Origin of the sequence: Sorangium sp. So ce302 (assembly GCF_051530145.1) — a bacterium.
In the GTDB taxonomy this organism is placed as follows: domain Bacteria; phylum Myxococcota_A; class Polyangia; order Polyangiales; family Polyangiaceae; genus Sorangium; species Sorangium cellulosum_B.
The window spans coordinates 12784868-12807594 of record NZ_CP150326.1 but is presented as its reverse complement, the minus strand read 5'-3'; the positions used below and the strand labels follow the sequence as shown (position 1 = coordinate 12807594).

The 22727-nt window shown below is 68.9% G+C and carries 18 protein-coding genes and 1 pseudogene; 9 read left to right on the top strand and 10 right to left on the bottom strand.

What is annotated here, in order from left to right; translation table 11 throughout:
* The first annotated feature begins 1 nt into the window (after window position 1).
* From WME73_RS48390 to WME73_RS48380, 3 genes are read left to right on the top strand one after another with little or no spacing between them, the layout of a single operon-like run.
* Window positions 2–568, top strand: coding sequence for an RNA polymerase sigma factor (locus WME73_RS48390; protein WP_437743041.1), 567 nt, complete (start codon window positions 2–4; stop codon window positions 566–568).
* Window positions 561–950 (top strand): hypothetical protein, encoded by a 390-nt coding sequence (locus tag WME73_RS48385; protein ID WP_437743040.1) that lies wholly within the window; start codon window positions 561–563, stop codon window positions 948–950. The genes WME73_RS48390 and WME73_RS48385 overlap by 8 nt, the downstream gene beginning before the upstream one ends.
* The gene (locus tag WME73_RS48380; protein WP_437743039.1) at window positions 947–1408 is read left to right on the top strand and encodes a hypothetical protein; all 462 of its coding nucleotides are present in this window, start codon (window positions 947–949) and stop codon (window positions 1406–1408) included. Before WME73_RS48385 ends, WME73_RS48380 begins: the two co-directional genes overlap by 4 nt.
* Window positions 1409–1448: 40 nt before the next feature.
* Here WME73_RS48380 and WME73_RS48375 read toward each other — a convergent pair whose 3' ends face one another.
* Complete coding sequence (locus WME73_RS48375) at window positions 1449–2372, bottom strand: NAD(P)/FAD-dependent oxidoreductase (protein ID WP_437914005.1); 924 nt, start codon at window positions 2370–2372, stop codon at window positions 1449–1451.
* 124 nt (window positions 2373–2496) lie between these two features.
* On the opposite strand from WME73_RS48375, the gene WME73_RS48370 reads away from it, so the two are divergent.
* The 3 genes from WME73_RS48370 (at window position 2497) to WME73_RS48360 (ending at window position 6604) form a co-directional block, all read left to right on the top strand.
* A complete protein-coding gene (locus WME73_RS48370; RefSeq protein WP_437914004.1) occupies window positions 2497–3513 on the top strand; it encodes a DUF4349 domain-containing protein in 1017 nt (338 codons plus the stop codon).
* A 448-nt stretch (window positions 3514–3961) separates the two neighbouring features.
* Window positions 3962–4813, top strand: coding sequence for a hypothetical protein (locus WME73_RS48365; protein ID WP_437914003.1), 852 nt, complete (start codon window positions 3962–3964; stop codon window positions 4811–4813).
* 414 nt (window positions 4814–5227) lie between these two features.
* Window positions 5228–6604: a PAS domain-containing protein gene (locus WME73_RS48360; protein WP_437917512.1), complete on the top strand. Its 1377-nt coding sequence runs from the start codon at window positions 5228–5230 to the stop codon at window positions 6602–6604.
* A 1-nt stretch (window position 6605) separates the two neighbouring features.
* Here WME73_RS48360 and WME73_RS48355 read toward each other — a convergent pair whose 3' ends face one another.
* From WME73_RS48355 to WME73_RS48335, 5 genes are all read right to left on the bottom strand, one after another.
* Window positions 6606–7616, bottom strand: coding sequence for a hypothetical protein (locus tag WME73_RS48355; RefSeq protein ID WP_437914002.1), 1011 nt, complete (start codon window positions 7614–7616; stop codon window positions 6606–6608).
* A 26-nt stretch (window positions 7617–7642) separates the two neighbouring features.
* A complete protein-coding gene (locus tag WME73_RS48350; protein ID WP_437914001.1) occupies window positions 7643–8776 on the bottom strand; it encodes a tetratricopeptide repeat protein in 1134 nt (377 codons plus the stop codon).
* 31 nt (window positions 8777–8807) lie between these two features.
* Window positions 8808–10373: a serine/threonine-protein kinase gene (locus tag WME73_RS48345; protein ID WP_437914000.1), complete on the bottom strand. Its 1566-nt coding sequence runs from the start codon at window positions 10371–10373 to the stop codon at window positions 8808–8810.
* Window positions 10374–11325: 952 nt separating this feature from the next.
* Complete coding sequence (locus tag WME73_RS48340; protein ID WP_437913999.1) at window positions 11326–11508, bottom strand: hypothetical protein; 183 nt, start codon at window positions 11506–11508, stop codon at window positions 11326–11328.
* Between the two features lie 188 nt (window positions 11509–11696).
* Window positions 11697–12710, bottom strand: coding sequence for a glycosyltransferase family 2 protein (locus WME73_RS48335; RefSeq protein ID WP_437913998.1), 1014 nt, complete (start codon window positions 12708–12710; stop codon window positions 11697–11699).
* A 318-nt stretch (window positions 12711–13028) separates the two neighbouring features.
* Here WME73_RS48335 and WME73_RS48330 point away from each other — a divergent pair, with 318 nt between their 5' ends.
* Window positions 13029–14582: a hypothetical protein gene (locus WME73_RS48330; protein WP_437913997.1), complete on the top strand. Its 1554-nt coding sequence runs from the start codon at window positions 13029–13031 to the stop codon at window positions 14580–14582.
* Between the two features lie 227 nt (window positions 14583–14809).
* Here WME73_RS48330 and WME73_RS48325 read toward each other — a convergent pair whose 3' ends face one another.
* Complete coding sequence (locus WME73_RS48325) at window positions 14810–16285, bottom strand: O-antigen ligase family protein (protein ID WP_437913996.1); 1476 nt, start codon at window positions 16283–16285, stop codon at window positions 14810–14812.
* Window positions 16286–17024: 739 nt separating this feature from the next.
* Window positions 17025–17756: pseudogene (locus WME73_RS48320) on the bottom strand (glycosyltransferase).
* An 842-nt stretch (window positions 17757–18598) separates the two neighbouring features.
* Between WME73_RS48320 and WME73_RS48315 the strand changes: the two are divergent.
* The gene (locus WME73_RS48315) at window positions 18599–18862 is read left to right on the top strand and encodes a hypothetical protein (protein WP_437913995.1); all 264 of its coding nucleotides are present in this window, start codon (window positions 18599–18601) and stop codon (window positions 18860–18862) included.
* A gap of 253 nt (window positions 18863–19115) precedes the next feature.
* Complete coding sequence (locus WME73_RS48310; protein ID WP_437913994.1) at window positions 19116–20024, top strand: class I SAM-dependent methyltransferase; 909 nt, start codon at window positions 19116–19118, stop codon at window positions 20022–20024.
* A 167-nt stretch (window positions 20025–20191) separates the two neighbouring features.
* Here WME73_RS48310 and WME73_RS48305 read toward each other — a convergent pair whose 3' ends face one another.
* Both WME73_RS48305 and WME73_RS48300 read right to left on the bottom strand, forming a co-directional pair.
* On the bottom strand, window positions 20192–20938 hold the full coding sequence (locus WME73_RS48305) for a cyclase family protein (RefSeq protein WP_437913993.1): 747 nt from the start codon (window positions 20936–20938) through the stop codon (window positions 20192–20194).
* A 220-nt stretch (window positions 20939–21158) separates the two neighbouring features.
* Complete coding sequence (locus tag WME73_RS48300; protein WP_437913992.1) at window positions 21159–22706, bottom strand: serine/threonine-protein kinase; 1548 nt, start codon at window positions 22704–22706, stop codon at window positions 21159–21161.
* Between the last annotated feature and the right edge of the window lie 21 nt (window positions 22707–22727).

Sequence of the window (22727 nt, the reverse complement as noted above, 5' to 3'; positions counted from 1 at the left end):
GATGGGCGCAGAATCGCGAGGGCTCGTGATCGTCGACCTCAGGCTCGTCGCAGCGCGCGTCGCCGGGGGCGACGACGCGGCCTTCCGGCAGATCGTCGAGCACACGCGCGCGCCGATGTACCGCCTCGCCGCGCGCCTCGTCGGCGACCTCGCGGAGGCCGAGGACGCCCTTCAGGAGGCGTTCGTCGACGCCTACCGCGCCCTGCGCGAGGGGCGCTACGACGGGAGATCGAAGGTGGAGACCTGGCTGTACCGCATCGTGACGAACGCCTCCCTCGACGCCCTCCGGCGCCGCCGCGACACCCCGCGCGAGGCGCCCGCCGAGCCGCGCTTCGACGGCCTCGTCTCCGCCGAGGCGCGCGTCGCGCTGCGCGAGCTCGACGCCCTGCTCGCCGCGCTGCCGCCCCAGGAGCGCGCCGCGCTCGTCCTCGTCGCCGTCGAGGGGCTGCCCGCGAAGGAGGCCGCGGCCGCGCTCGGTTGCTCCGAGGGCGCCGTTGAGCAACGTTTGGTCCGCGCCCGCGCGGCGCTCCGCGCGCGGCAGACCGAGAAGGAGGCGCCTCATGCCTGACCGCGACGACGACCGGACAGAGCTCGATCGGGATCTCGCGCGCCTCGCGGCCGCGACCGACCGCCTCGACGCCGACGACCGCTTCACCGCGGCCGTGCTGCGCGCCGCGGCGGCGCCCGACGACCCGCTCGCCCGCATCGCCCGCGCCACCGAGGCCATCGCGCCGGACGCCGCCTTCACCGAGGCCGTGCTCCGCGCCGCGACGGCCGCTCCCCTGCCCGCGCGCGTCGCGGTGGCTGACGGCATCGTCCGTTCGGGTCGCGCCGCGATCGTCGTCACCGCCCTCGCGGCGGCCGCGAGCGTCCTCTTCTTCCTGCACACGCAGCGCGACGTCGACAGCGCGATCATGGCCTCCGTCGAGACCGTCGAGGCGAGCGAATGACCCTGCGCCCCGCGCCCCCGCCTGCCCCGGCGCGCTGGAAGCCCCTGGCCGTGCTCGCCGCCGTCTTCCTCTTCGGCCACGTCGCAGGCGTGGCCTTCGGTCACGTCACGGCCCTGCACGAGCTCGAGGCCACCTTCCGGGGCCCTCCGACCGAGGCGCGCGCCCAGTTCCGCCTCAAGGCGATGCGCCGCCACCTCGACCTCACCGACCGCCAGGTGCGCGAGCTCAGGGCGACCCTCGCCGAGGCCGAGGCCGAGCGGGACAGGCTCCTCTCCGAGTGCCGCCCCGCGCTCGACGCCCTCCGCGATCGCACCGACGCGCGCGTGAAGGGCGTGCTCACGCCCGAGCAGCTCACCCGCTACGAGGAGCTCGAGGCCGAGCGGCGGCGGCGCCCGGGCCCGCCGCCGTTCGGGCCGGGGCCTGGCCGCGGGCGCGGGCCGGGCGGTCGGGGCGACTGAGCGCCTGTCCGGGCAGCGCCGACGAGGGCGCGCTGCCCCGCTACGCGAGCTCCTCGTCTTGCAGCGCGCAGTTGATCCCGAACGCCGCGGCGGCTCCCTCGGCGGCGGCCATGATGGCGAGCAGCACCTCCTTCGAGGCGTCCCCGGCGACGAAGACCCCTTCGCGGGTCGTCTCCTCGTGCTCGGCGACCGTCTCGACGCCCCGCTCCTCCGTGACCGTGCAGCGGAGCCGCTCGGCCAGATCCGACCCCTGCTCCTGCTTCGCCTTGAGGAAGAGCGAGCGGCGCTCCACCGCGCTGCCGTCCTCGAGCACCACGCGCTCCAGCATCCCGTCCCTGCCCTCGAGCCGGACGACACGCTCCTCGCGCACGCCGATCCGGTGGCGCGCGAGCCGATCCGCGTCCGATCTCGACAGGGACGCTGGCCCGTCCGTGAACAGGACCACGTCATCGCTCCACGTCTTCATGTTCACGGCGAGCGAGACCCCGGTGCTGCCCTGTCCGTAGACGCCGATCGCCTGATCGCGCGCCTCCCATCCATCGCAGTAGGGGCAGTGGTGCGCGCTCTTGCCGTACATCGCGGGGAGCCCCGGCAGCTCCGGCAGCCGGTCGACGAGCCCGGTGGCGAGCAGCAGCTTGCGGCAGCGCAGGCGCTCGCCGCCTTCCAGCGTCACCTCGAAGCGCCTCGCTCCGCGGCGGACGTCGGTGACGGCGGCCTCGCGGATCTCGACGCCGTACGGCGCCAGCTGTTCGCGCGCTATCCGCCGGAGCTCGGGCGGCGCGATCCCGTCGCGCGACAGGAAGCCGTGCATTTCGCGCGCCGTGTGGTTGCGGTACTGCCCCGAGTCGCACACGAGGACGCGCCTCCGGCAGCGCCCCAGGATGAGCGCCGCGCTGAGGCCGGCCGGCCCTCCGCCGACGATGATCGCGTCGTATCCCGGGATGTCCTCTTCGCGTGTCGACATGGTCGGCGCCCGCCTCGCAACGGGCGGGCCCGCCACCGGCGCGCACGGCGTGTCCGCGTCCTCGCCCGGGGTGGGCTCGCGGGCGCCGCTCGCGGGCGCTCGCTCGAACCGCTATGGTCACCTCATGCGCTCCTGCATGAGGCTGCCTGCCGTGCTGCTCCTGGCGGTGACGCTGACGAGCGCCTGCGCCAGAGGGGACCATTCCGGGTCGGCCCCGCCCGCGCAGGCCGCGGCGCTGGATCAGCGAGCGCCGGGGCCATCACCCGCGGCGCCGCCGCTCGCCGGGAGGGCGATGCGGATCACCGTCGAGACCGCGATCCTTGTCGACGCCTTCGAGCCGGCGATGCAGCGGCTGCGGACCGCGGTCGAGGAGCACGGCGGCTACGTGAGCGAGGCCCGGGTGCACGGCGGCCCGCACCGGAGCGCGTCGCTCGAGGCGCGGGTCCCCTCGGCGAAGGTCGGCGCGTTCCGCGCCGCGGTGGCGTCGGTCGGCGAGGTGGTCGACGACGCGGAGAAGGCCGAGGACGTGACCGAGCAGCGCGCGGACATCGGCGCGCGGCTGCGGAACGCCCGCGCCCAGGAGAAGCGGCTGCTCGACCTGCTCTCCGACAGGACGGGGAGCCTCGCGGACGTTGTCGCCGTCGAGAAGCAGCTCGGGAGCGTGCGTGAGACGATCGAGCAGATCGAGGCGCAGGAGCGGTTGCTGGAGGGGCAGATCGCCTATGCGACCGTGAAGATGTCGATCACGGCGCGCGGCGAGGAGCAGACATTGGGCGCCGGCGGCAAGATCGCCCGCGCGGCCAGCGAGGGAATCGAGAACGCAGGGGTCGTCGCCGTGAAAACCGCGGTCCTCGCCGCCTCGATCGGCCCCACGTTGCTGCTCCTGGCGGCGTTCTTCGCGGCGCTCTACTACGCCCTTCGCGCGATCGTCCGGCGGCAGCGGCGCACGACAGCCAGCTTCCGTCCGCCCTTCCAGGCGGGCCCGATGCACGCTTACCCGAGCGGCGCGCCGCCGGTGCAGGGTGCGCAGCCTTACCCGATCGCCGCGCCGCCGGCGCAGGGCGCGCAGCCTTCCCCGGAACCGACCTCGCCGCCTCCGGCGCAGGGCCCGCGCGGCGACGGCGAGATCGACCCCGGGTGAGCCGGATCGCAGACCCGAGCAGCTCGATCACCACCCGCTCGGCCCCCGCGCACGAGATCCCCTGACAGCGCCTGCCGGGGCGCTCGGCGGCGCGCTCGTCAGCGGCGTGCCTCGCGCCATTGCCCCCGGCCCCGCGCACGCTCCTATCGCCACACTGCACATTGCAACGACACACAGACCGCTCGTTGCCCTTCTGTCGAGCCTTCATGCAATGTGAGATTTCGATCATCCATGCTCCTTGCTGGGTCTCAGACGGCGCGCGACGAACGCGACACGCGGTCTCGCGCTCGCCCGGCACGCCGTGGACAGAGCACCCCTGACTCCAACGACTTCAGATTTCTACACAAATCGCCTGTTGAGTACTGGACATGATGGCTAGTCATCGGTACACCCCATGTGACCTTCGACGAGGGCACGAAGGGACGAACCCGGGGGGGGGAAAACGACGATGTACCGGATCAGCATCGCTGATTTCGCAGCGCTTTTGCTCGTGTCTTTGGTCGGCTGCGTCGCAGTTCAGGAAGAGGAGGAGGACTCCTTAGGAGTTGCCCTTAGCGCGCTCGAGTTCGTCAACGCCCTCAACCCCAACGCCCTCAACCCCAACGCCCTCAACCCCAACGCCCTCAACCCCAACGCCCTCAACCCCAACGCCCTCAACCCCAACGCATTGAGCCCGGCGGCCCTGAGCGCGATCCGGGATCCGGGCGCGGCCGGCGATCTCTCGCGCCAGCTCCTCAGCTATGTGGTCGGCTGTGCGTTCCCCCCCTCGCAGTCGTTCAGCTTCTCGTGGACCGACGGCTCGGGCACGGTGCACAACGAGGAGTACAGGGGGATCATCGGCCTCGTGCCGGACTGGAGCACCAAGCCGCTCGGCCTGATGGACCAGCAGTGGATCTCGGCGTGCCTCGCGTCGCGGACGAACTGGTACGGCGTCTCCGTGACGATCTCCTCGCGGGGCACCCCCTCGGCCATCGACAAGACCGGTACCCTCGAGCTCACGACCTACACGCATCTGGAAGGCGCCTTCTGGGGCAATCTGTTTGCCCCCTCTCCGTACCTGAACGCCTGCTACGACGAGGCGAATCGCGACCATGCACGGTCGCTCTTGCGGGACTGCGCCGCCGGTCACCTCACCAGCGGCGGGGCCGTCCAGCAGTGCGGGATGCTCAGCATCCGCGGGTCGTGCGCCGCCTACTGCCAGCAGCTCAACACGAACGGCATGTACTACCCGAGCTGCGTCAACAACCTCACCGGCATCCCGGAGTCGACCACCCGGGTGATCACCGTCTTTCTTCCCTAGCCACGGACGGCGAGCCCGAGCCGCGGAACCTGCCCCTGGTCGACAGGACATTCTCCGGGAACAGGAGCCACGCAAACACGAAGCGGCGTCCGTCCGGATCGAAGGTGTCTTTCGCCGTGTCGATAGCGCCTCCGAGATGCTCCGATGTACGAGGCGGCGAGCACGAAGGGCAGGTCCCGGTCGGTGGTGCGCGGGGCTGCGATGAGGGCGAGTCGGTCGTGCGTGGGAGTACCGCTGTCGACGCGCCAGCCCGCGAGAACGAGCCAGCCCCGGCCGATTCAGTGCTTCACGGGGCCGGCCTGATGGTGCACCATTTCAGCGCAGAAGAACTCCGGGGCGGCCGCGGGCGGAGAGCGGCGCGCAGGGCTCAGGGGGGCTGAGCGCGCTCTCCTCGGCGGCGAGCGGCCGCGCGTGATGTCGCAGATCGGGCAGGGCTCAGGGGGAACGATGGAGATCGATCGGCAGAGCGACGAGCGAATCAAGGCAGAGAACGCGCGGCTCCGGGCTCGCGTGGAGGAGCTGGAGCGAAGGCTCAGCTCGGGCGCGGCGCCGCGCGACGCGCAGCGCGAGCTCGCGGACAGCGTGCCTTACCGCGCGCTCTTCGATGCGGTGACCGTACCGCTGGTGGTCCACCGCGCGGACGGGCTCCTCGTCGCGATCAACCGGGCCGACTGCGCGCGGTGGCGCATCAGCCCCGAGCAGATCATCGGCAAGTACAACGCTCTGGAGGATCCGCAGGCGGTGAAGACGGGCCACGCCGAGGCCTTCCGCCGAGCGCTCGCCGGGGAGGTGGTCACGCTGCCCCCGGTCCCCTACGACACCGAGCCGGGCGAGCTCTACAAGGAGCGGCGTCGGCTCTGGACCGAGCCGAGCTACGTTGCGTTCGAGGACGCGAGCGGGAACCGCTTCGTGGCGGTGGTGACCATCGACGTCACCGCGCGCGTGGAGTCCGAGGCGCAGAGGCGCCGGGGCGCCGCGCTGCTGGAGGCCTTCATTCAGAACGCGCCGATGCTCATGTTCGCGCGGGACAGCGAGGGCCGCCACACGCTGCTGAACCCGCCGGTCGAGGCGCTCCTCGGCAAGCCCCGCGAGGAGCTGATGGGGAAGACCCAGCACGACCTGTTCCCCGCGGAGATCGCTGACCGGTTCGCGACGCAGGACCGGGCGGCGATGGAGTCGTCCGAGCCCATCACCTCCGAGGACGAGATGGAGCTGGCCGACGGGACGCACGTGTACATGAGCACCAGGTTCGCGCTCCGCGACGAGGAGGGCAGGGTCTCCGGATGCGGGGCGATCGCGGTGGACATCACCGAGCGGGTGCGGGCCGAGGCGAGGACCCGGCAGCTGCGGGAGAAGATGCTGCTCGTGCAGCAGGAGACGATACGGGCGATCTCAACGCCGCTGTTGCCCATTGCGGACGGGGTGCTGGTGGCGCCGCTGGTCGGCGAGCTGACCCGCGAGCGGGGCGCGCAGTTCACCGAGACGCTGCTGGACGGGATCTCCCACCAGCGCGCCCGGATCACCATCCTCGACGTGACGGGGGTGCCGCAGGCGGGGCCGGAGGTGACGGACGCGCTGATCCGGGCGGCGCGGAGCGCGCGGCTGCTCGGGGCCGAGGTGGTGCTCACCGGGATCCGGCCGAGCGTGGCGCAGGCGCTCGTGGAGCTGGGGGCCGATCTGGGGGGGATCGTGACGCGGGGGACGCTGGAGCGCGGGGTGACCTATGCGCTCTCCGGCCGCGAGGGGGCGCGGGCGCCGGCGCGAACCCGGAGCGGGCGCGGCGCGCACTAGCTCACATCCCGGGGCCATCGTCGCTCTTCGCCAGCGTCGCGGCGTTGGCCTTCACCTGCTCGGGGGTCAACGGCTCGCCGTACACCGCGGCATACTGGATCGAGCCGCGAAGAGCGCGCCCGGCCTTCCGCGTGTTTCCGAGCACGAGATACCACGTCGGCTCCGCCCACGTGAAGACATAGTCGGCGGGCGGCCGCTCCAGGATCTCGTTCGTTCGCACATCACCGTTCACGTAGAGATCGACGACGCCCTCGGCGGCGTTCAGCACGAGGTGCAGGACGCACGGCCGCTCCATCTCCTCGAGGGGAATGAACCATTGACCCACGAACAGCGTCTGGGAGCTGGCGTAGATGTGGAACTGCAGCTCTCGGTTTCCCATCCCGTCGGGGTCGCCCGCGCTCAGCGAGTACTTCCCGAACTCTCCTGTATCGGTCCCGAGGTACAGGATGCGAGCCGGCACGCCCTCGACCGCCGCGTCCGTCACGCTCACCACGGTCTCGAGCGTGAGCGCCGCCTTCGACACGAGGAGCTTGCTCGGGGGCGTGACGGTCGAAGAAAACGCGGCCTCCACGCGCGCGTTGCCGCCCAGGGTCGTCCAGCGGAGGCCCACGCGCCCCGCCTCGCCTTCCAGCGTCAGCCTCTCTCCGTCAGGCACCACGTCGAGCGGGAGCCCCGGCTCCGGTCCCGAGTCGACGAGCTTGCCATCGGCGTCATACGCGTCGAGGAAATACCGCGCGAGCAAGCCGTCATCGACAAGGCAAGTCGAGACATGGCTCCCCGGCCCATCGCAGCCCTCCGGGGGCGCCCCGCCGCAGCCGCCACCCCCTTGCCCACAAGGCTCCACGGTGCCACCGGCGCTGGCGCTCGTTCCGCCTGTTCCGCCTGTTCCGCCCGTGCCGGGGACGACATCCTCGTAGCTGTAAAAGACGCAGCTACCCCCGGTGAGCGCGACCAGCGGGACGATCGTCGAGAGCGCCCGGCCCATCCACGTCCAAGATTCGATGCGCACCATCGGGACGATCCCTCTCTTCGGAAACCTCACCAGCGCTTGCTGATCACGAGCCCGCCCGGCATGGGGCTCACCGAAAGGCCGGTCGCCGTCGCGTCCCGCGCGTCGGGCTGCCCTGTCAGGAGGACGTACGCCGCCGTGCCGAGCCCCGCCGCGCCCGCGGCCAGGAAGCTCCAGACCGCCGCGTTCGCGAGGTCCGCCTTGGCGTGTCCCAGGTCGTTGTACTCGCGCAGGTCGAGCCCGGGGCAGCGCGCAGGGTCCGTGCAGGCCGGCTCCAGGAGGCGCTGCTGCGAGCTCGCCTTCCCGTTCGAGAGGAACACGAACGCGACGCCGAGCCCCGTCCCCGCGGCCGTCGCGGCGAGCCCCGTGAACACGACCGCGGTGCTTCGCGGGCTCGGACGTCCATCCGCCGCGTCACCGCCCTCCTGGGCGCTGCCGTCGGCCGCACCCTGCCCAGGGCCGAGCGGCCCGCCGCCCTCGTGGGCGCTGCCGTCGGCCGCACCCTGCCCAGGGCCGAGCGGCTGCGGCTCGCCGCCCGGATCGCGCCCGGTCCTGTCGCTCTCGATCCGCACCTTGCCGGCCTCGAGATCGACCTCGACCTTGGCCCTCATCCCCTCCTTGAGGACGATCTCCTTCGTCAGCCCGCGTCGTCCAGGCGCCCCCACGGCGAGCGTGTGGCTGCCCGGATCGCGCGCGACGGGCGTCGACGGCGGCACGTCCAGCCCGCCGAGCGCCACCTGCGCGCCCCCCGAGCCCGCGCCCGTCACGGTGATCTCCACGGTCGGGATGCGCGACGAGACGGCCTCGAGCTCCGTCCTCGCCTCGGCCTGCGCCTGCCGGAACGCCTGCGAGGCGTCGGCCGGGAGCTGTTCGTCGACGATGACCTGGTAGACCGAGCGCGCCTCGGTCAGGCGGCCGAGCTTGTGGCAGGAGCGCGCGACCATGATCAGGAAGGTCGGCGCATGCACCGTGGCCTCGGCTCGGCGGAAGGCCTGGAGCGCGTCCCGGTACCGGCGCGCTCGGTAGGCCGTCCACCCCTGGTTGGCGTGCGCGACGGCCGCCTGCCGCGCCTTCGCCGACGGGGGCGGCGCCTGCGCGGACGCCTCCGCGCCGGCGAGCGTGACAAGGAGGAACGCCCCCATCACCGCCGCTCGGAAGCGCATTCCTGCTCTCTGGGGACGCGGAGCCACCCGGCTAGAGCCCCCAGTCCGGCCTGCTGCTGGACTTCTTGCGAGGACCCGGTAGTGCCTTGCGCGGCGCCGCTGTCGACGCGGTCCGAGCGGTGGCCGGAGACGCGGGGCGCGCGGGCGCGGCGCTTCGCGCCGCCGCCGCGGAGGGGACGGCGGATGCCTGTGCCGGCGCCGGGGAGGCGGCGCCCGGCGCGCCCGCGCCCGGGTCGAGCGGCAGCGGGGCCGGCACCACCGCGGGAGTCGCCGCGGCGCGCGCCTCGGGAGCGCTCGCGATGGCGGGGACCGCGGCGAGCCCGGCCGGCGCGCCGCTCGACGGCGCGGCGGGCGCGGGCGCTGCGGCGGCCGCGGACGCCTGGGTCGTGGTCTGGTCGCCGTCGGTCGATGCGCCCTTGAGCGTGGCGATGAACAGGCCGCCCCCCACGGCGACGATCGTCGCCCCGATGGCGACCCGCCCCGCGACCCGCGCGATGGCGCCGCGCGCCGTGTGCGGCGTCGACAGGTTGATCGCGCCGGTCAAGGTGCCCGACAGCGATTGCGGGTTCGGTGTCGAGGCGCGGACGTCGTTCGGGTCCGAGCGCCGCTGGATGGGCATCGTCGTCAGCTGCGCCACCGGCGGCGTGCCGGGGTCGGCGAGCCCGGGCTCCCCGCCGGGGCCCCGCGATGACCACCCGGCGCCCAGCGAGGTCTCCCCCACGAGCGAGAAGAACGGCGGCGCGCCCGCGACGCGCGCGAGCTCGTTGACCATGTCGCGCACGTTCTGGAACCGCTTGTCCCGATCGCGCGCCAGCGCCCGCGCGAAGAACGCGTCGATGCCGCTGGGCAGATCGGGGGCGAGCTCGCGCGCCGACGGCACCGTGCCGAGGATCACCTTCGTGACCACGCGCCCGATCGCGTCGCCCGGGAACGGCAGCTGCCCCGTGAGCATCTTGAACAGGATGACCCCGAGCGACCAGAGATCGCTGCGCGCGTCCACGTCCCGCTCGCCATAGAACTGCTCCGGGCTCATGTAGTTGGGCGAGCCCATCACCTCGCCCGTGGCCGAGATATCGGCCGCGAGCACCGCCGAGACGTCCTTCGCGATCCCGAAGTCGAGCAGCTTCACGATCTCGCCGTCCTCGCCGTCGACGCGCGCCAGGAAGAAGTTGGCGGGCTTGAGGTCGCGGTGCACGAACCCCGCTTCATGGACGCTGCGGAGCGCCTTCCCGGCCTGGACGATGATGTTCAGCGTCTCCGGGAGCGAGAGGCGGCCGCACCGCTGGAGGCGCTTGCTGAGATCCTCGCCTTGCAGGAGCTCCATGACGAGGTAGGGCACCTCGTCCTCCTCCTCGAAGCCGAAATCGTGGACCTGCACGATATGAGGGCTCTTGAGCTGCGCGGCGGCGCGCGCCTCCCGCTCGAAGCGCGCCCGGAGCACCGGCAGCCGCGAAAACGAGTCGCGCATGAACTTGACCGCGACGAGCGTGCCGAGCTGTACGTGCTGCGCCACCCAGATCGAGCCCATCCCGCCGTGCGATAGCTCTCGCTCCAGGCGGAATTTGCCGGCCAGAAGGACGTCTTTTTCGAACTTCATACGCCCGGACACCTCCCGAGGGGGGAGTCGAGAGGATACCGAATCCCGGGCAGGACGCGAGGCTTCGTGCGGTCGCTCCGGCGCGGGGAGCAGCACCTCGTACGAGCGTCGCGGGGGGCGGTATGCAAACAGGCGACACGGCGCCAGAGCAGGGCGACGAGGCCAGGACGACGCCTAGCTGCGCCCGCAGGCGTGCCTGCGCCGATCCGTACCCTGGGCGGAAGGTGAGGCGACGTGCGACAGGTCAGGAAGCAGCTAGTGGACTGTTCGAGAAGTCTTTCAACATAGTCACGGCGGGTCTGCTAGACCTCGCGGATGCGAAGGCGACCGCCGCGCGTGATCGATCTGTCCCCGGACGATGCTGTCTACCTTGAGCAGCTCGTTCGGGATGGGCGTACTGAGCAGCGGGTGGCTCGGCGAGCCCGGATCCTACTGGCCATGGCGGACCCAGCGACCGTCGTGCAGGATGTGGCGGACCGTCTCGAGGTGGAGCGAACCACGATCTGGAACCTCTGCCGGCGGTACGAGGCGTCGGGGGTGCACGTCGTCCACGACGCTCCCCGGGAGGGCCGGCCGCGGACGTTTCGTCCCCCTGCAGCGCGTTGGCATTGAGAAGCTTGCCTGCTGCGAGCCTGCAGGGCTCGGTCTGCACATGACCCACTGGTCGACCCGCACCACTCGCTCGAGTGGCAGCGGAGCGCGGCATCGTGCCGAAGATTTCGCACTCGACCGTCTCGTTGATCCTGCGTGCCGCCGACCTCCAGTCTCATCACGAGCATCGGCACGCACGGCGCGTGCACCTGATTTGGGACGGCGGCTCGTCGCACGTCGCGGATGAGACAAGGGCATGGCTGCGCCTCCACGATCCGCGCGAGCGTACGCTTGTCACGCCGCCGCACGCCTCCTGGCTCACTTGCTCGGCGACTATGTTGAAAATTTATCGAACGGTCCACTAGCGCGGCTTGCGCAGCATCGTGTCCGCGCTCAGGAAGCGCGCGCGGTAGCCATGCTGGCACGCGAGGTGTCCGAGCGCGTTCGCGAGGAAGGTCTCGGCCACGCCGCCCCATGACGCTACGAACTCGCAGAGCCCGCCACTCCTCGCCCGCCCGCACGCCCTGCCGCCGCGCAGCGCCATCCCGCCGCGCCCTTCCCTCCGGCTGGCGTAGGGCGAACGCCCGCGCCGCGGCCCGGCATGGTCGAACAGACGCGCGGCGCACGGGAGCCACACCGCCGCGCTGCCCTCAGCGATGAGACCGAGAGACTCGGCTTACCCTCGCAGCTCAAACGTTCCCGTCGTGTCGGGCGGTCTATTCCCCGTTCACGTCATGTCCGGCTGTCGATTGACGACGCCCCCCCGGTGGTGCCGCTCCGGCGCGGCGTCAGCTCGGGACTTGGCGCTCCGCCATGATGACGGATCGAGGAGGACGCAGAGGGGTACGCTCTGAGGATCCGCGCAAAGACCTTCGTTCTTTCCCAGGAGAAATCGCGGTCGGGATGTGGCAGAGCGCGCGGGTAGCTCACGAACCAGCGCAGCAAGAAGGACAGCGCGGTCCAGCGATCGTCCTGGCAGATGAACGCGAGGGTGGCGTCTCGATAGAGGAACGCGAACGCGGCTGGGCGGATGTGGCGGTATCTGGGATTCTGCTCGAAGAACCTCTCGAGCACGAGCACCAGGCCTTGATACATCGCCATGGCGTTCCGGCTCACCTGATCGGGGTGCGCGCGGTAATAGTACAATGGCGTCTTCACCCGAGCCGTCGAGAAGGCGGCAGCGAGCCGGATCCACATCTCGCGATCTTCTGCATAGCGGAGTTTGGCGTCGAAGCCACCGACGCGGTCGAAGCAGCGGCGCCGGACCATCACGGAGGACTGCGCCATAGGCGTCCAGGTCAGAAAGTCTACTACGCTCAACCGATCGACCACCGGTTCCTCAGGCAGGTCCGGCGGCAGCGCGCCCGAGCTCCCGGCTCCGCCGATGACGGAGAGATCAGGGTGAGCGTTCAACACGCTGATCTGCAGGGCCAGCTTCTGCGGATGCCACACGTCGTCGGCGTCCAGCAGCGCCACCCACTCGCCCGAGGCGAGGCCGATGCCGAGGTTGCGCGCCGCGGACACGCCCTGGTTCTGCTGGCGAACGTACCGTATCCGGTCTCGGTAGGAAGCCAGCCGCCCGGGCGTATCATCGGAACTCCCGTCGTCGACCACGATGATCTCATGCCGCTTGTAAGTCTGCGCGAGCACGCTCTCCACGGCGTCCACCACAAAATGACCATAGTTGTATGTCGGGATCACCACCGACACCAGCGGTTCCTGCCGCAGCGGCTTCACCTCATTCATACATCAACCCTCCCCTGGGAACAGACCATATTCCATGTTCCTCGGACCCGCCAGCAGGCACTCATTATTGGTCAGAAATCCAACTCATCGTCCGACATGGGCGTGAGCTCCGTTGCCGTGACGGGTGTGCATGCATCGTTATTCGACCTATTAGAATGCGCGGGACGCAGGACGATGTCCGGAGCGGCCGCCGCGTAGCGCCGGGCAAAGCGCATGCCGCAAATTCGGCACAAGCGCGTGGACCTGGCAAACCTGGCGCGCTAGAACGAGGAACGGCCACGTATCGACTTTACGGGCCTTACGAGGCTTGCGAGACACATGCAATCCATCGATGTCGAGTATGGACAGGCGGCGAGCAAGCCCGTGAGTGTCGCGTCGCGCTGGTCCCGACTGCTCCCCGTCGGGAACGTCTCGGCGTCCTGGCTCAACACGCTCGTGTCGACCGCGGGCGGGTTCATCGTGACCCCGGCGCTCCTGGGAGCGCTCGGGGAGATCAACTACGGGATCTGGCTCCTCATCACCTCGTTCATCTTCCAGCTGCGGATCCTCGATCTCGGCATGTCGAACGGGACGATGAAGTTCACCGCGGGCGCGTGCGAGCGAGGCAACAACCGGGAGCTCACGAGCGTATGGAGCGCGAGCCTCCTCCTCTTCGGCGCGGCCGCCCTCCTGACGCTTGGGGTCACGAACGTCCTCATGATGGTCCTGCCGAGCGTGTATCCAGCGTCGCTCGGGAAGCACAGAGACATCATCCTGGCGCTCGGCGTGGGCACCGCGCTGGAGCTCTTGCTGAGGCCGTACGCGGCGTGCCTACGCGCTCGCTCTCTCTTCTTCGTATGCGATGCGACCGAGACGGTGTCGTACGCCGTATTCAAACTCGGCCTCGTGCTCTACTTCGCAGCGACAGGATCCATGTCCCTCGCGCTGCTCTGCGGCATCACGGTCACCGAGGTGGTGTTCAGGAACGTTGTCGTCGCCTCGGCTGCGCTCAAGCTCGCGCCGTGGACGCGCAGGCTCACGCCACGGGCGGCAGATCGCGCGACCCTGGTCAAGCTGACGCGCTACGGCGGCGCGACGTTGCTCATCAACCTCGCCGATGTCTTGCGGTTCCAGATCGACTCGGCGGTCATTGGTTGCTTCATGCCCGGGGCGCTGGAGAACATTTCGATTTACAGCATCGGCATACGCCTTGTAACGATCGCGTGGTACAGCATCGGTGTCATCGGCGCCGTGCTCATCCCGCGCTTCAGCGGGCTGTCCGAGAAGGGAGACGCGGCCGGGCTCACACGCCTCCTCGAGCGTGCGAACCTCGTCACGGGGCTGTTCACGGCCTACGTCCTCGTCAACATCGCAGCGCTGGGACCAGACCTCCTGGCGCTGTGGATCGACAAGCCGTGGATATCACAGAGCTCGACCGTCATGCTCCTCATGCTCCCCTCGTACTATGTGATGCTGTTGCACGGGCCCGCCGCGAGCCTGCTCGCCGGGAGCGGGAAGCTGCGCGGCCAGATGAGCATCACTGCGGTCGAGGCGATCGCGAACGTGGCGCTCAGCGTCGCCCTCGTACGCCCGTTCGGGATCTACGGGGTATGCCTCGGCACGGCGATCCCGATGATGCTCGTGCGCGGCATCGTGTTCCCCATCGTCGTCAAGAAGGAGCTGGGCATCGGGGTCTTGCGTTATTACCGCACGCACCTCCCGACGGTGGCGATCGCCGCCGTTTACTCCATCGTCATCGTCGCCGCGCGCTTCCTTCCGATCCACGGCCTCCTCTCGCTCATCGCAGCGGGCGTGGCGAACACGCTATTCTTCGCCGTCCTTGTCCTCGCGTTCATCCCCGAGGCACGCCAGCTCATCGCCACCCGCCGCTAATCCGCGCTCTGTGCCCGCGGTCGCCAGTCGCGTCCTGATGCGCGGCTGGTCGGGCGTGATCTCCGTCGGGCAGCGCTCGCGGGGCGACTGACCCGCTCTCGGCAGCGATCGCTCGGTCCTCTTCCTCGGGGCCGGGCCCCGCCGGGTCACATCTCCGTCTTCTCTTCGGACCGCGCCTTGACCCCGAGGGCCCTCCGCGGGCGACAATGCTCTCGCTCGCCTGGCCTTCACCCTCTCAAGCGAAGGGAGATGTTCAAGGCTGCGAGGAGGGCGAACATGGCGCAGCACACGACGGCAATCTCCTTGGCCGATAGGCGGATCGAGACGCGGGGGTCCTGCGCGCGCGCGGCGCCATACAGGGCCATTGAGGCGCCGAGCACGATGTAGAGCACGTCCTTGTAACTCCACGACAGGAAGAAGATACCCACGAGCGCACCGCACAGGCTCACGAAGACGGCCGGGGCGAAGCGCGACACCGTGACGTCGACATTGTAGCCGGCGCGCCAGATCTTGAATGATACCTTCAGCGATGCATAGAGGAGCAGCGCGAAGAGGCTCGCGCCGACGACGCCGGTTTCTGCAGCGGCGAGCAGGTAGGCATTGTGCGCGGTCTGCGCGCCCACGGCTTCGTCGGTGAACTGGCCCATGCCGACGCCAATGCCCATGGTCCGCTGGATCATGTCGAAGCCTTCATGCAAGAGGTCGACGCGTGCATCCGTGCTCGAGTCGGCCTCGTCTCCGTCCCGGCCCCCGAACATGAGCATCGGCGTGCCCACGAACCCTGCCACGAAGAGGCCCTTCAGGCCGTGCCGCTGTATGACGCACAGGCTGATGATGACGAGGTACACGAGGAGCCCCATCCGCGAGCGTGCAAAAACGATCATGGTCCCGATCCCGGCCAGGTTCGCCGTCGCGAAGACGGCGCGAAAGGTCGCCGCTACCCAGGAAACGGGCGTGCTGTGCCCCATGGCCGCCGCGTCCCAGCACGGCGCATGCTGCAACGCGGGCGCGTGGCGCATACCGGCGCTCGCGTGAGCCCGTCTTCGATGTCGCCCAGTGAGGGTCAGGACAAAGGGGATGGTCATCCCCGCCATTAGCGACAGGTCGTTGGGATCCATGAGCGTTCCGCGGTAGCGGACGCGACTGCTGATGGTCGTGGTCGCGAACGGACCCGGACGCTCGCATCGATACTCCGCATAGGGGTCAGGCGCGTCGCGCCGGCAGTCGTAGTGGAACTCGCACGGACGACCATCGGGCACCAGGTTCTCCCCGCTCGCCGCCGTGGGGTCGATTTTCATGCACTCGAGAGGCGCATACGCCTGCTTGAGCGCGACGGCGGTGACCAGGACGGCGCAGCCGACCAGCGTGAGCACGAAGATCTGGAGGCCCCGCGACGAGGCGCACCCGAAAGCGAGCGCGAGCATCACGCACGCAGTGGGCAGCAGCGCCAGCGCGCGCTCGCCGAAGACGTGAGGGCTCTTCAGCGCGGTCGTCATGAGCGCCCACAGCATGAACCAGATCGCGTAACGCGTTTGCGGCGCGATCGTCAGCGCGATGCATCGCCTTCGGACATCGACGATGATGCAAGCGACGGTGATCGCGAGCATCACGTGCAGCACCGGTACGGCGCCAAGCGCCGGGACGAACTCTTGTGGCTTGATGATGATGAGCGCACAGAGCGCGCAAGTAGCCCATGCAGCCATAGCGTCGTCGCGCCGCCGCTGCCACCGAGTTTTAGGCTCTATGCCGCGCCGGCCGCTCGTGAACAGAGAGGCACTCTGGCGGACATACGAGCGGCGGGCCGCCCCCTTCGATTTGCCAGTTTACATCGGAAATCGATGCTTGTCCAGTAGACGGAGGCCGCCTCGCCGAGCCCCCTTTATGGACCACCTGTGCTCGCGCCGAGTCGTGGGTCCACGCCGCCCCGCGCCCAGCATGGTCGACCCCGGCGAGAGCGCAAAGGGCAGTGCCCGTGGCGATGGCCAGGCGCTTACGGATCCGGAGCATCCGGAGGGATACAAGCGTCTATTTCCGGGAGCTTGGACGCGGCGAGCAGAGGCGCGTGCCGCGCGCACACGTCAGGCTTCGCGGTGCGCGCCAGAGGTTTGATGTCACGAGAGAGCGCCACGACGAGCGAGGCACGAACACGCCGCGCTAGCTCACAGACGGAACCTTCGGCGTAGGAACCAGAGCGTGAGGATCACCCCTGCGCAGGACGATTCTCGCCTACTACCCGAACATCGTCTGGCCTGTAGAAATGCTTACCGTAGAAGAAGCCCGCCAAGCTCCAGATGGCCAGCTCATCCGAGAAATTCTGCGCCGGACTTCTGTCTCTACTCAACAGAGTCTGACCGATCCTGAGCACGGAGCGCGCCGCGCGCCCGTAGAGGTACCGCGGCACTCCGACAAGATAAGCTACTGGCAAAAGGCGCTCTCTGTCTATCACGCCAAGCGAGACGCCGTGCCAGAAGCACCAATTCTATAATAACGCTCCGTCAACCGTTCTGGCGGAACATGGTGATAGACGAGGAGGTCCGGCAAATACAAACCGTGTGCGCCCGCCGCCAACAGACGCTGCGTCATGTCGTCATTCTCACATCCGAGCAGGCGCGTACCTTTTCGCCCGACCAAGGTCGAGTATGGCCCGACCCTTTTCAGCATCGAGCGGGTGATGACCGCGTTGCCGCCCGCTAACACGCCGTCGTACTCTTTGCCGTAGACGCGCACCTCATCGCCGCCATTGATCGCACCGATGACTGCCCGATAGCCTTCCGGCAACCACGGGGGCTGCGCAGCTCCCCACCGCGGAATGTAAGGTCCGCTGGCAAAATCAACATTCCCCTCACGGAAGGCTCGGTCGATACGCGCGTACCAATGAGCCTCGACCTCTTCATCGTCGTCAATCATTCCGACGAGATCGCCGCTCGTCGCGACGACGCCGGCGTTGAGCGCGTGCGACCTTCCCTGCTTCCCTTCAAATATATAGCCGAGCCGACCACCAAATTATTCCCCATAACTCTCGACAACAGTCCGGGTATTGTCCTTCGAGTTGTTGTCGACAACTGTAACGCGCACCTCTGCCCCTTGCGGCACGCGTGCGGCGAGCAGGCTATCGAGGGTGCGCTTGAGCATCTCTCCGCGATTGTATGCTGGTATGATCACATCCAATTGCATCGCTGCCCCTCCCCGAGCTCCACGCTGACTTTGAGCAATTTCTTGCTCAGGCATGACGCTCGCTACCATGTATCGCGGAAGTGGTTTTCGTGAATAAAGTCTTCGAACGGCGCACGAACAGGGAGATCGCAGGCAGAATTTGGCTGCTTGGCGACGAACGAGCGAGAGAATGCCGTTTGGACACCTCCTGGACCTCGACGCTCGCTTTCGCATGGTACTGTCGCGGCATCAGCTTGCGCCGCCCATGTCGGCGAAGTAGATCGAATGCGGCGTCGACGGAAAGATTCCGTCATGTACGATCGAGAATGTCCGGGAGAATTTATCGCATCGTCTCGAGTGCCGCGACCTCCTCCTCCAGCGATAGGAAGGCGTGCCTTTTTCCACCGCGCCTGTCTACACCGAGCACGCTGGGGCTTTCCTCGTGAACCATTTTCAGCCAGCGGCGGATGGACTTCCATTCCACTTGAGACAGCGCATCCGCCCGGCTTGCAGACAACGATTTACCTGCGCGAGCAAGATGGCGAAGCAACCCTGGCAATTCATCCTGGACTTATATTTGCGTACCCAGCGATCCATTTGCGCTGGCGTAAGCCACGGGCGGATGTTCAACGGTCGAAGCATGCTGATTGAGTGCAGCGCACCGCTGGGACATTTTGATCCTCGCTTGGCATCAATCGCACGCGGAAGTTCATGCAGGATACCTCGGAGGAGCGGACCGTGCAAAGACAGTCTGGAATTTCAATAGCGTCCGCCCACGACGCGGCAGTAGAGGTTTGTGCTCGAAATCGTGAGCAGTCCACCCTGGGCTGGGAGAGACAACGAATTTGGAGGATTGAGCGCCGGTGCCGCACTACCTCGCCGGCTCGCCGGAGCCCGGCACCAGCGCCAGCCCCCGCGCAGGCGCGCCCTGGGCGTCCTGGTTCCGGTACTTCGCTGGATCGGACCAGGTCGACGCGGGTGACCAGCCCGACGAGCTCGTCAGCGTCGGTCACGATCGGCACGAACTCGTAACTCGTAAGACGAACATCACGGTAGGCCTCGCAGCGCTCGGCTTCATGTTCATCATCGTCCCCGTCATCATCCTGGTGACGAAGCTCCTCGGCTGAGCCGGTGCGCTCGAGAGCGAGGCGCTCCGGGGTCGCATCATGGCCTTGATCGAGTCGTCCTGGACGCGCTGATCACCGCCCGAAGCGTATCTGCGCCCGTCGAATGCCCTCCTCAGATCGAAGTGACCGTTCAACAAGGGCGAAACGCTGGTCGACAGCGATTGCTGAGATTCGCGCGACAGGCCTCGAGCAGTGCTCGTTGACATGCTCCGGAACGGTGCAGCCGCTCCTCGGCGGTGCTACGCTGGAGAGGATGAATAACGGCGAATACCGCCCGGTCATACCGCATGAGTCGGACTCACGCGTTCCGGACGCGAGCGAACTGGCACACCTGTTCGCGCCCCTGTCCCCGAATCGCGAAAGGCTGCGTCGCAGCTACCGCCTCCTGCAGCGCTACGAGCCGGCACCGCCGCCGTATGTCTACTGGCACCTTGCCCGATTTGTTCACGCCCTGGGCACTCTCGCCGACGTGGTGCGCCCCGGACAACGTTGGCTCGACATCAGCAGCGATCCCTGGTTCTGCCTCCTGGCCAAGAAAGAGATCGCCGCCAGCACCGAGCTTGTCGCCACTGGCTACCGGCAAACCAAGATCGACTTTCGCAACAAGTCCGGCCAAGTCGACTACACCTTTGCAGCACACCCGTTAGAGCTCCGCGACGGCGAGACCTATTTCGCCCTCGGCCGCGACTTCGATCTCGTCTCTTCATTCGAGGTCATCGAGCACCTGCAATTCCATCCAGCGCCGTTCTTGGCCGGCTGCAACAGCGCGCTTCGCCCCGGCGGCCGCATGCTGCTGACCACGCCGAACGTCGCCTCCTGGAGCAGCATCAACCGGTTGTTGGACGGCGCGACGCCTCACATGACCGGTCAGTACGGCGGCCCGATGGAGCACAGGAAGGAGTACACGGCGTGGGAGCTGCGACGTCTCGTCGAGACCGCCGGCTTTCGCGTCGATAAGCTCGTCACGTTCGACGGCTATCCGAACGACCGTCAGGATCTGCGTACGCGCGCGCTGTGGTTTGGGACCGTCCTGTGGCACGCCGCCAGCCTGCAAGCAGGGCGGACGCGCAACCTCATCGTTCGCAGCGGTTCGACGTTGATGGTCCTCGCGACGAAAGTCGCGCCTTGTAACGTGACCAGGGTCGCTGCCGTCAAGGTCTGAACCGCCAGGCGCTCGGGGCAGACACGCGCTCTTAGGCGTTCACGAGGGTGCGGCGATGGCGATTCCCCACCGGACAGGCGCGCGAACGACAACGCCGCTCAATCGACCCGCGCGTGCCACTTCACACGCAATCAGGAACGAACTTGGTCGATGCGGTGTTGCTACCGCTACGTCGCCGGTTCGGCTGAGCCCGGCACCAGCGCCAGCACCCGGGCCGGCGCGCCGCTGCCGCGCGCGAGCGGGAGCGGCGCGACCACCACGATCGCCCCGGCCTCCGGCAGCTGCTCCAGATTGGCCAGGTTCTCGATGTGGTAGCCGCCGGCGCCCAGGAAGGCCCTGTGCTGCTCGAATGTCTCGCTCTGCCCCGGGTCGGTCGACAGCGTATCGATACCGATGCAGCGCACGCCGCGCTCGCGCAGGTAGCGGCTCGCCTCCACGGACACCCCGGGAAAGTGCATGACGCCCTGGGGGTCCTGGTTCAGGTACCTCGCCGGATCGGACCAGCGAGCCCCCCAGCCCGTCCGGATCAGCACGATATGCCTCGCGCCGAGCGCGCCGTGCCGCGCCTCCCAGCTCCGGAGATCGTCCACCGTGACCCGGTGGTCCGGGCTCGCCGCCACGGCCGCCGTCACGTCCACGACCGCCGCTGCCCCGACGAGCTGCTCGGGCGCGATCTGCTCGACGGTCGCCGCCCCGGCCGTGAAGTGCGCCGGCGCGTCCACGTGGGTGCCCGCGTGCTCGGCCATCGAGAACCGATTGGAGCAATACGCGTCCTTCTCGATGGTGCTGAGCGTCTCCGGTGCGTAGGGCTCGTCGCCGGGAAACAGCGGCATCTCCGGGGTGATCGGGTGCGTCAGATCGACCACCCGCGCCGTGGCGAGGTCGATCACGAAAGCTCCGCGCGCCTCCTGCATGGCGCACAGCTCACCACGAGCCCGCTGCCCGCACAAGGCACGCCGACGGGCGCTCGCGCCGCGCCGCGCCGCGAGCCGCGCGCCCGCCCGACACGACGACCGAGGCGGGTATCGCTGCGCGCGGGCCCGTGCCCGCGCGCGCGCGCGGCGCACACCTTTGACGCGCGAGAGGTCGAGGACACGCTTGATCCTCGGCGCACTGGGCGTGTGGGGCGGGTGATCAGCCCTGTCGTGTCCGCGGCGCTGTGATCCGGCGGAGCGCGCCCTCTTCTCCTGCCGTTGCGATCTCCAGATCGGACAGGAGCTCGGGTGAGGCGAAGACGCCCTCTCCGGCTTGGTCTGGCACCCACGCCGCGACCTCCAGCAGCTTGCCGGCTGCGGGCGAGCCCTTGCCGGTATCCGTGAGCTCTCCCGCATGGAGGCACAGGCGCACATCGACCCTGGGATCGCGCCCGGAGCGGGCCTCGATCCGCTGGTAGATCGCGAGCGCCGTGCGCACCACCTGGCGGCGCGCCTCCCTGTCCCCGGCCGGGTCGTCGGGACGATCCATCGTGGAAAGCATGCTGCTGCCGGTCTGCACCATGGTCGTGAGACCGGCGCTGACGAGCTCGGCGGCGATGAAGGGGAGGATGACCTCGAGATCGGCGAGCAATCCATCCTCCGGCTCCTCGAGGGCGCTCGGCTCGACGTGCACTTCGGCGTAGAGCGCGAGCGCCTGCCGCTCGCGCGCGGCAGAAGACAGCGCGCCTGTCCCGCCGCTCGCCTCCACCGTGGCCCTCAGCTCGCCCAGAAAGGCCGTGATCGTCGGGGGGCGCTCCCTGCGATCCTTGCTCATCGCACGGAGGATCACCTCATCCAAGGCGGGATGGACGCGCGCCCGGGTGCTCGGGCGCGGCGGGTCCACGTAGAGGTGCAGCTGGCGCAGCATCGGATAGGAGCGCTCGACGAAGGGCGGCTCGCCGACGAGCATCCGGTACGTCAGCACCCCGAGCGCGTAGACGTCAGCGCGGGAGTCGATCGACTCGCCGAGGATCTGCTCCGGGCTGATGCACGTCGGGGTCCCGACGATGTGCCGCGACGACGTGAGCGCAGGCCCCGGCGCATCGAGCAGCTTGGCCACGCCGAAGTCGAGAAGCACCACCCTCCGCCGCCCGCCCTGCTCGGCGAGAAAGACGTTCGATGCCTTGATATCCCGGTGCACGATCCCCCAGCGGTGCGCCGCGTCGAGCGCGCTGCAAAGCGGCTCCAGGAGCGCGAGGACGTCCGTGGCGGACAGGCGCCCGCGGGCGCGGAGGTGCTCGTCGAGACTACAGCCCTCGAGCAGCTCCATGACATAGTAGGGGGCACCACGGCTGCTGAGCCGCCCGTGATCGAGGATCGCGACCACGTTCGGATGATTCAGGCGCTGTATCGCCTCGATCTCCCGCGCGAAGCGGACGACCGCATCGAGATCCGAGGCGAGCTCGGCGTGAAGGACCTTGAGCGCCGCGGCGGTGCCGCGCTCGGCGTGCGTGGCGCGATAGACGAAGCTGAAGCCACCCCGGGCGAGGGGGCGATCGAGGATGTAGTCGCCGACGCGAGCCCCCCGCGGCAGGGTGCGGGGCAGCGGATCGGGCGACGGGTCCTCCTGCGTGCGCGTGGCCTCGGCCTCCCGTCTCCGAAGTGTGGCGTCGTCGAGGGCGCTCGGCTGATGAGCCACGGCCGCCATCGCCAGCGCGGAAGGGGTATGTGAGCTGGGGAGCGTGTCGTCTTCCGTGGTTCGTGCCATGCGCCGGACAACAACGATATC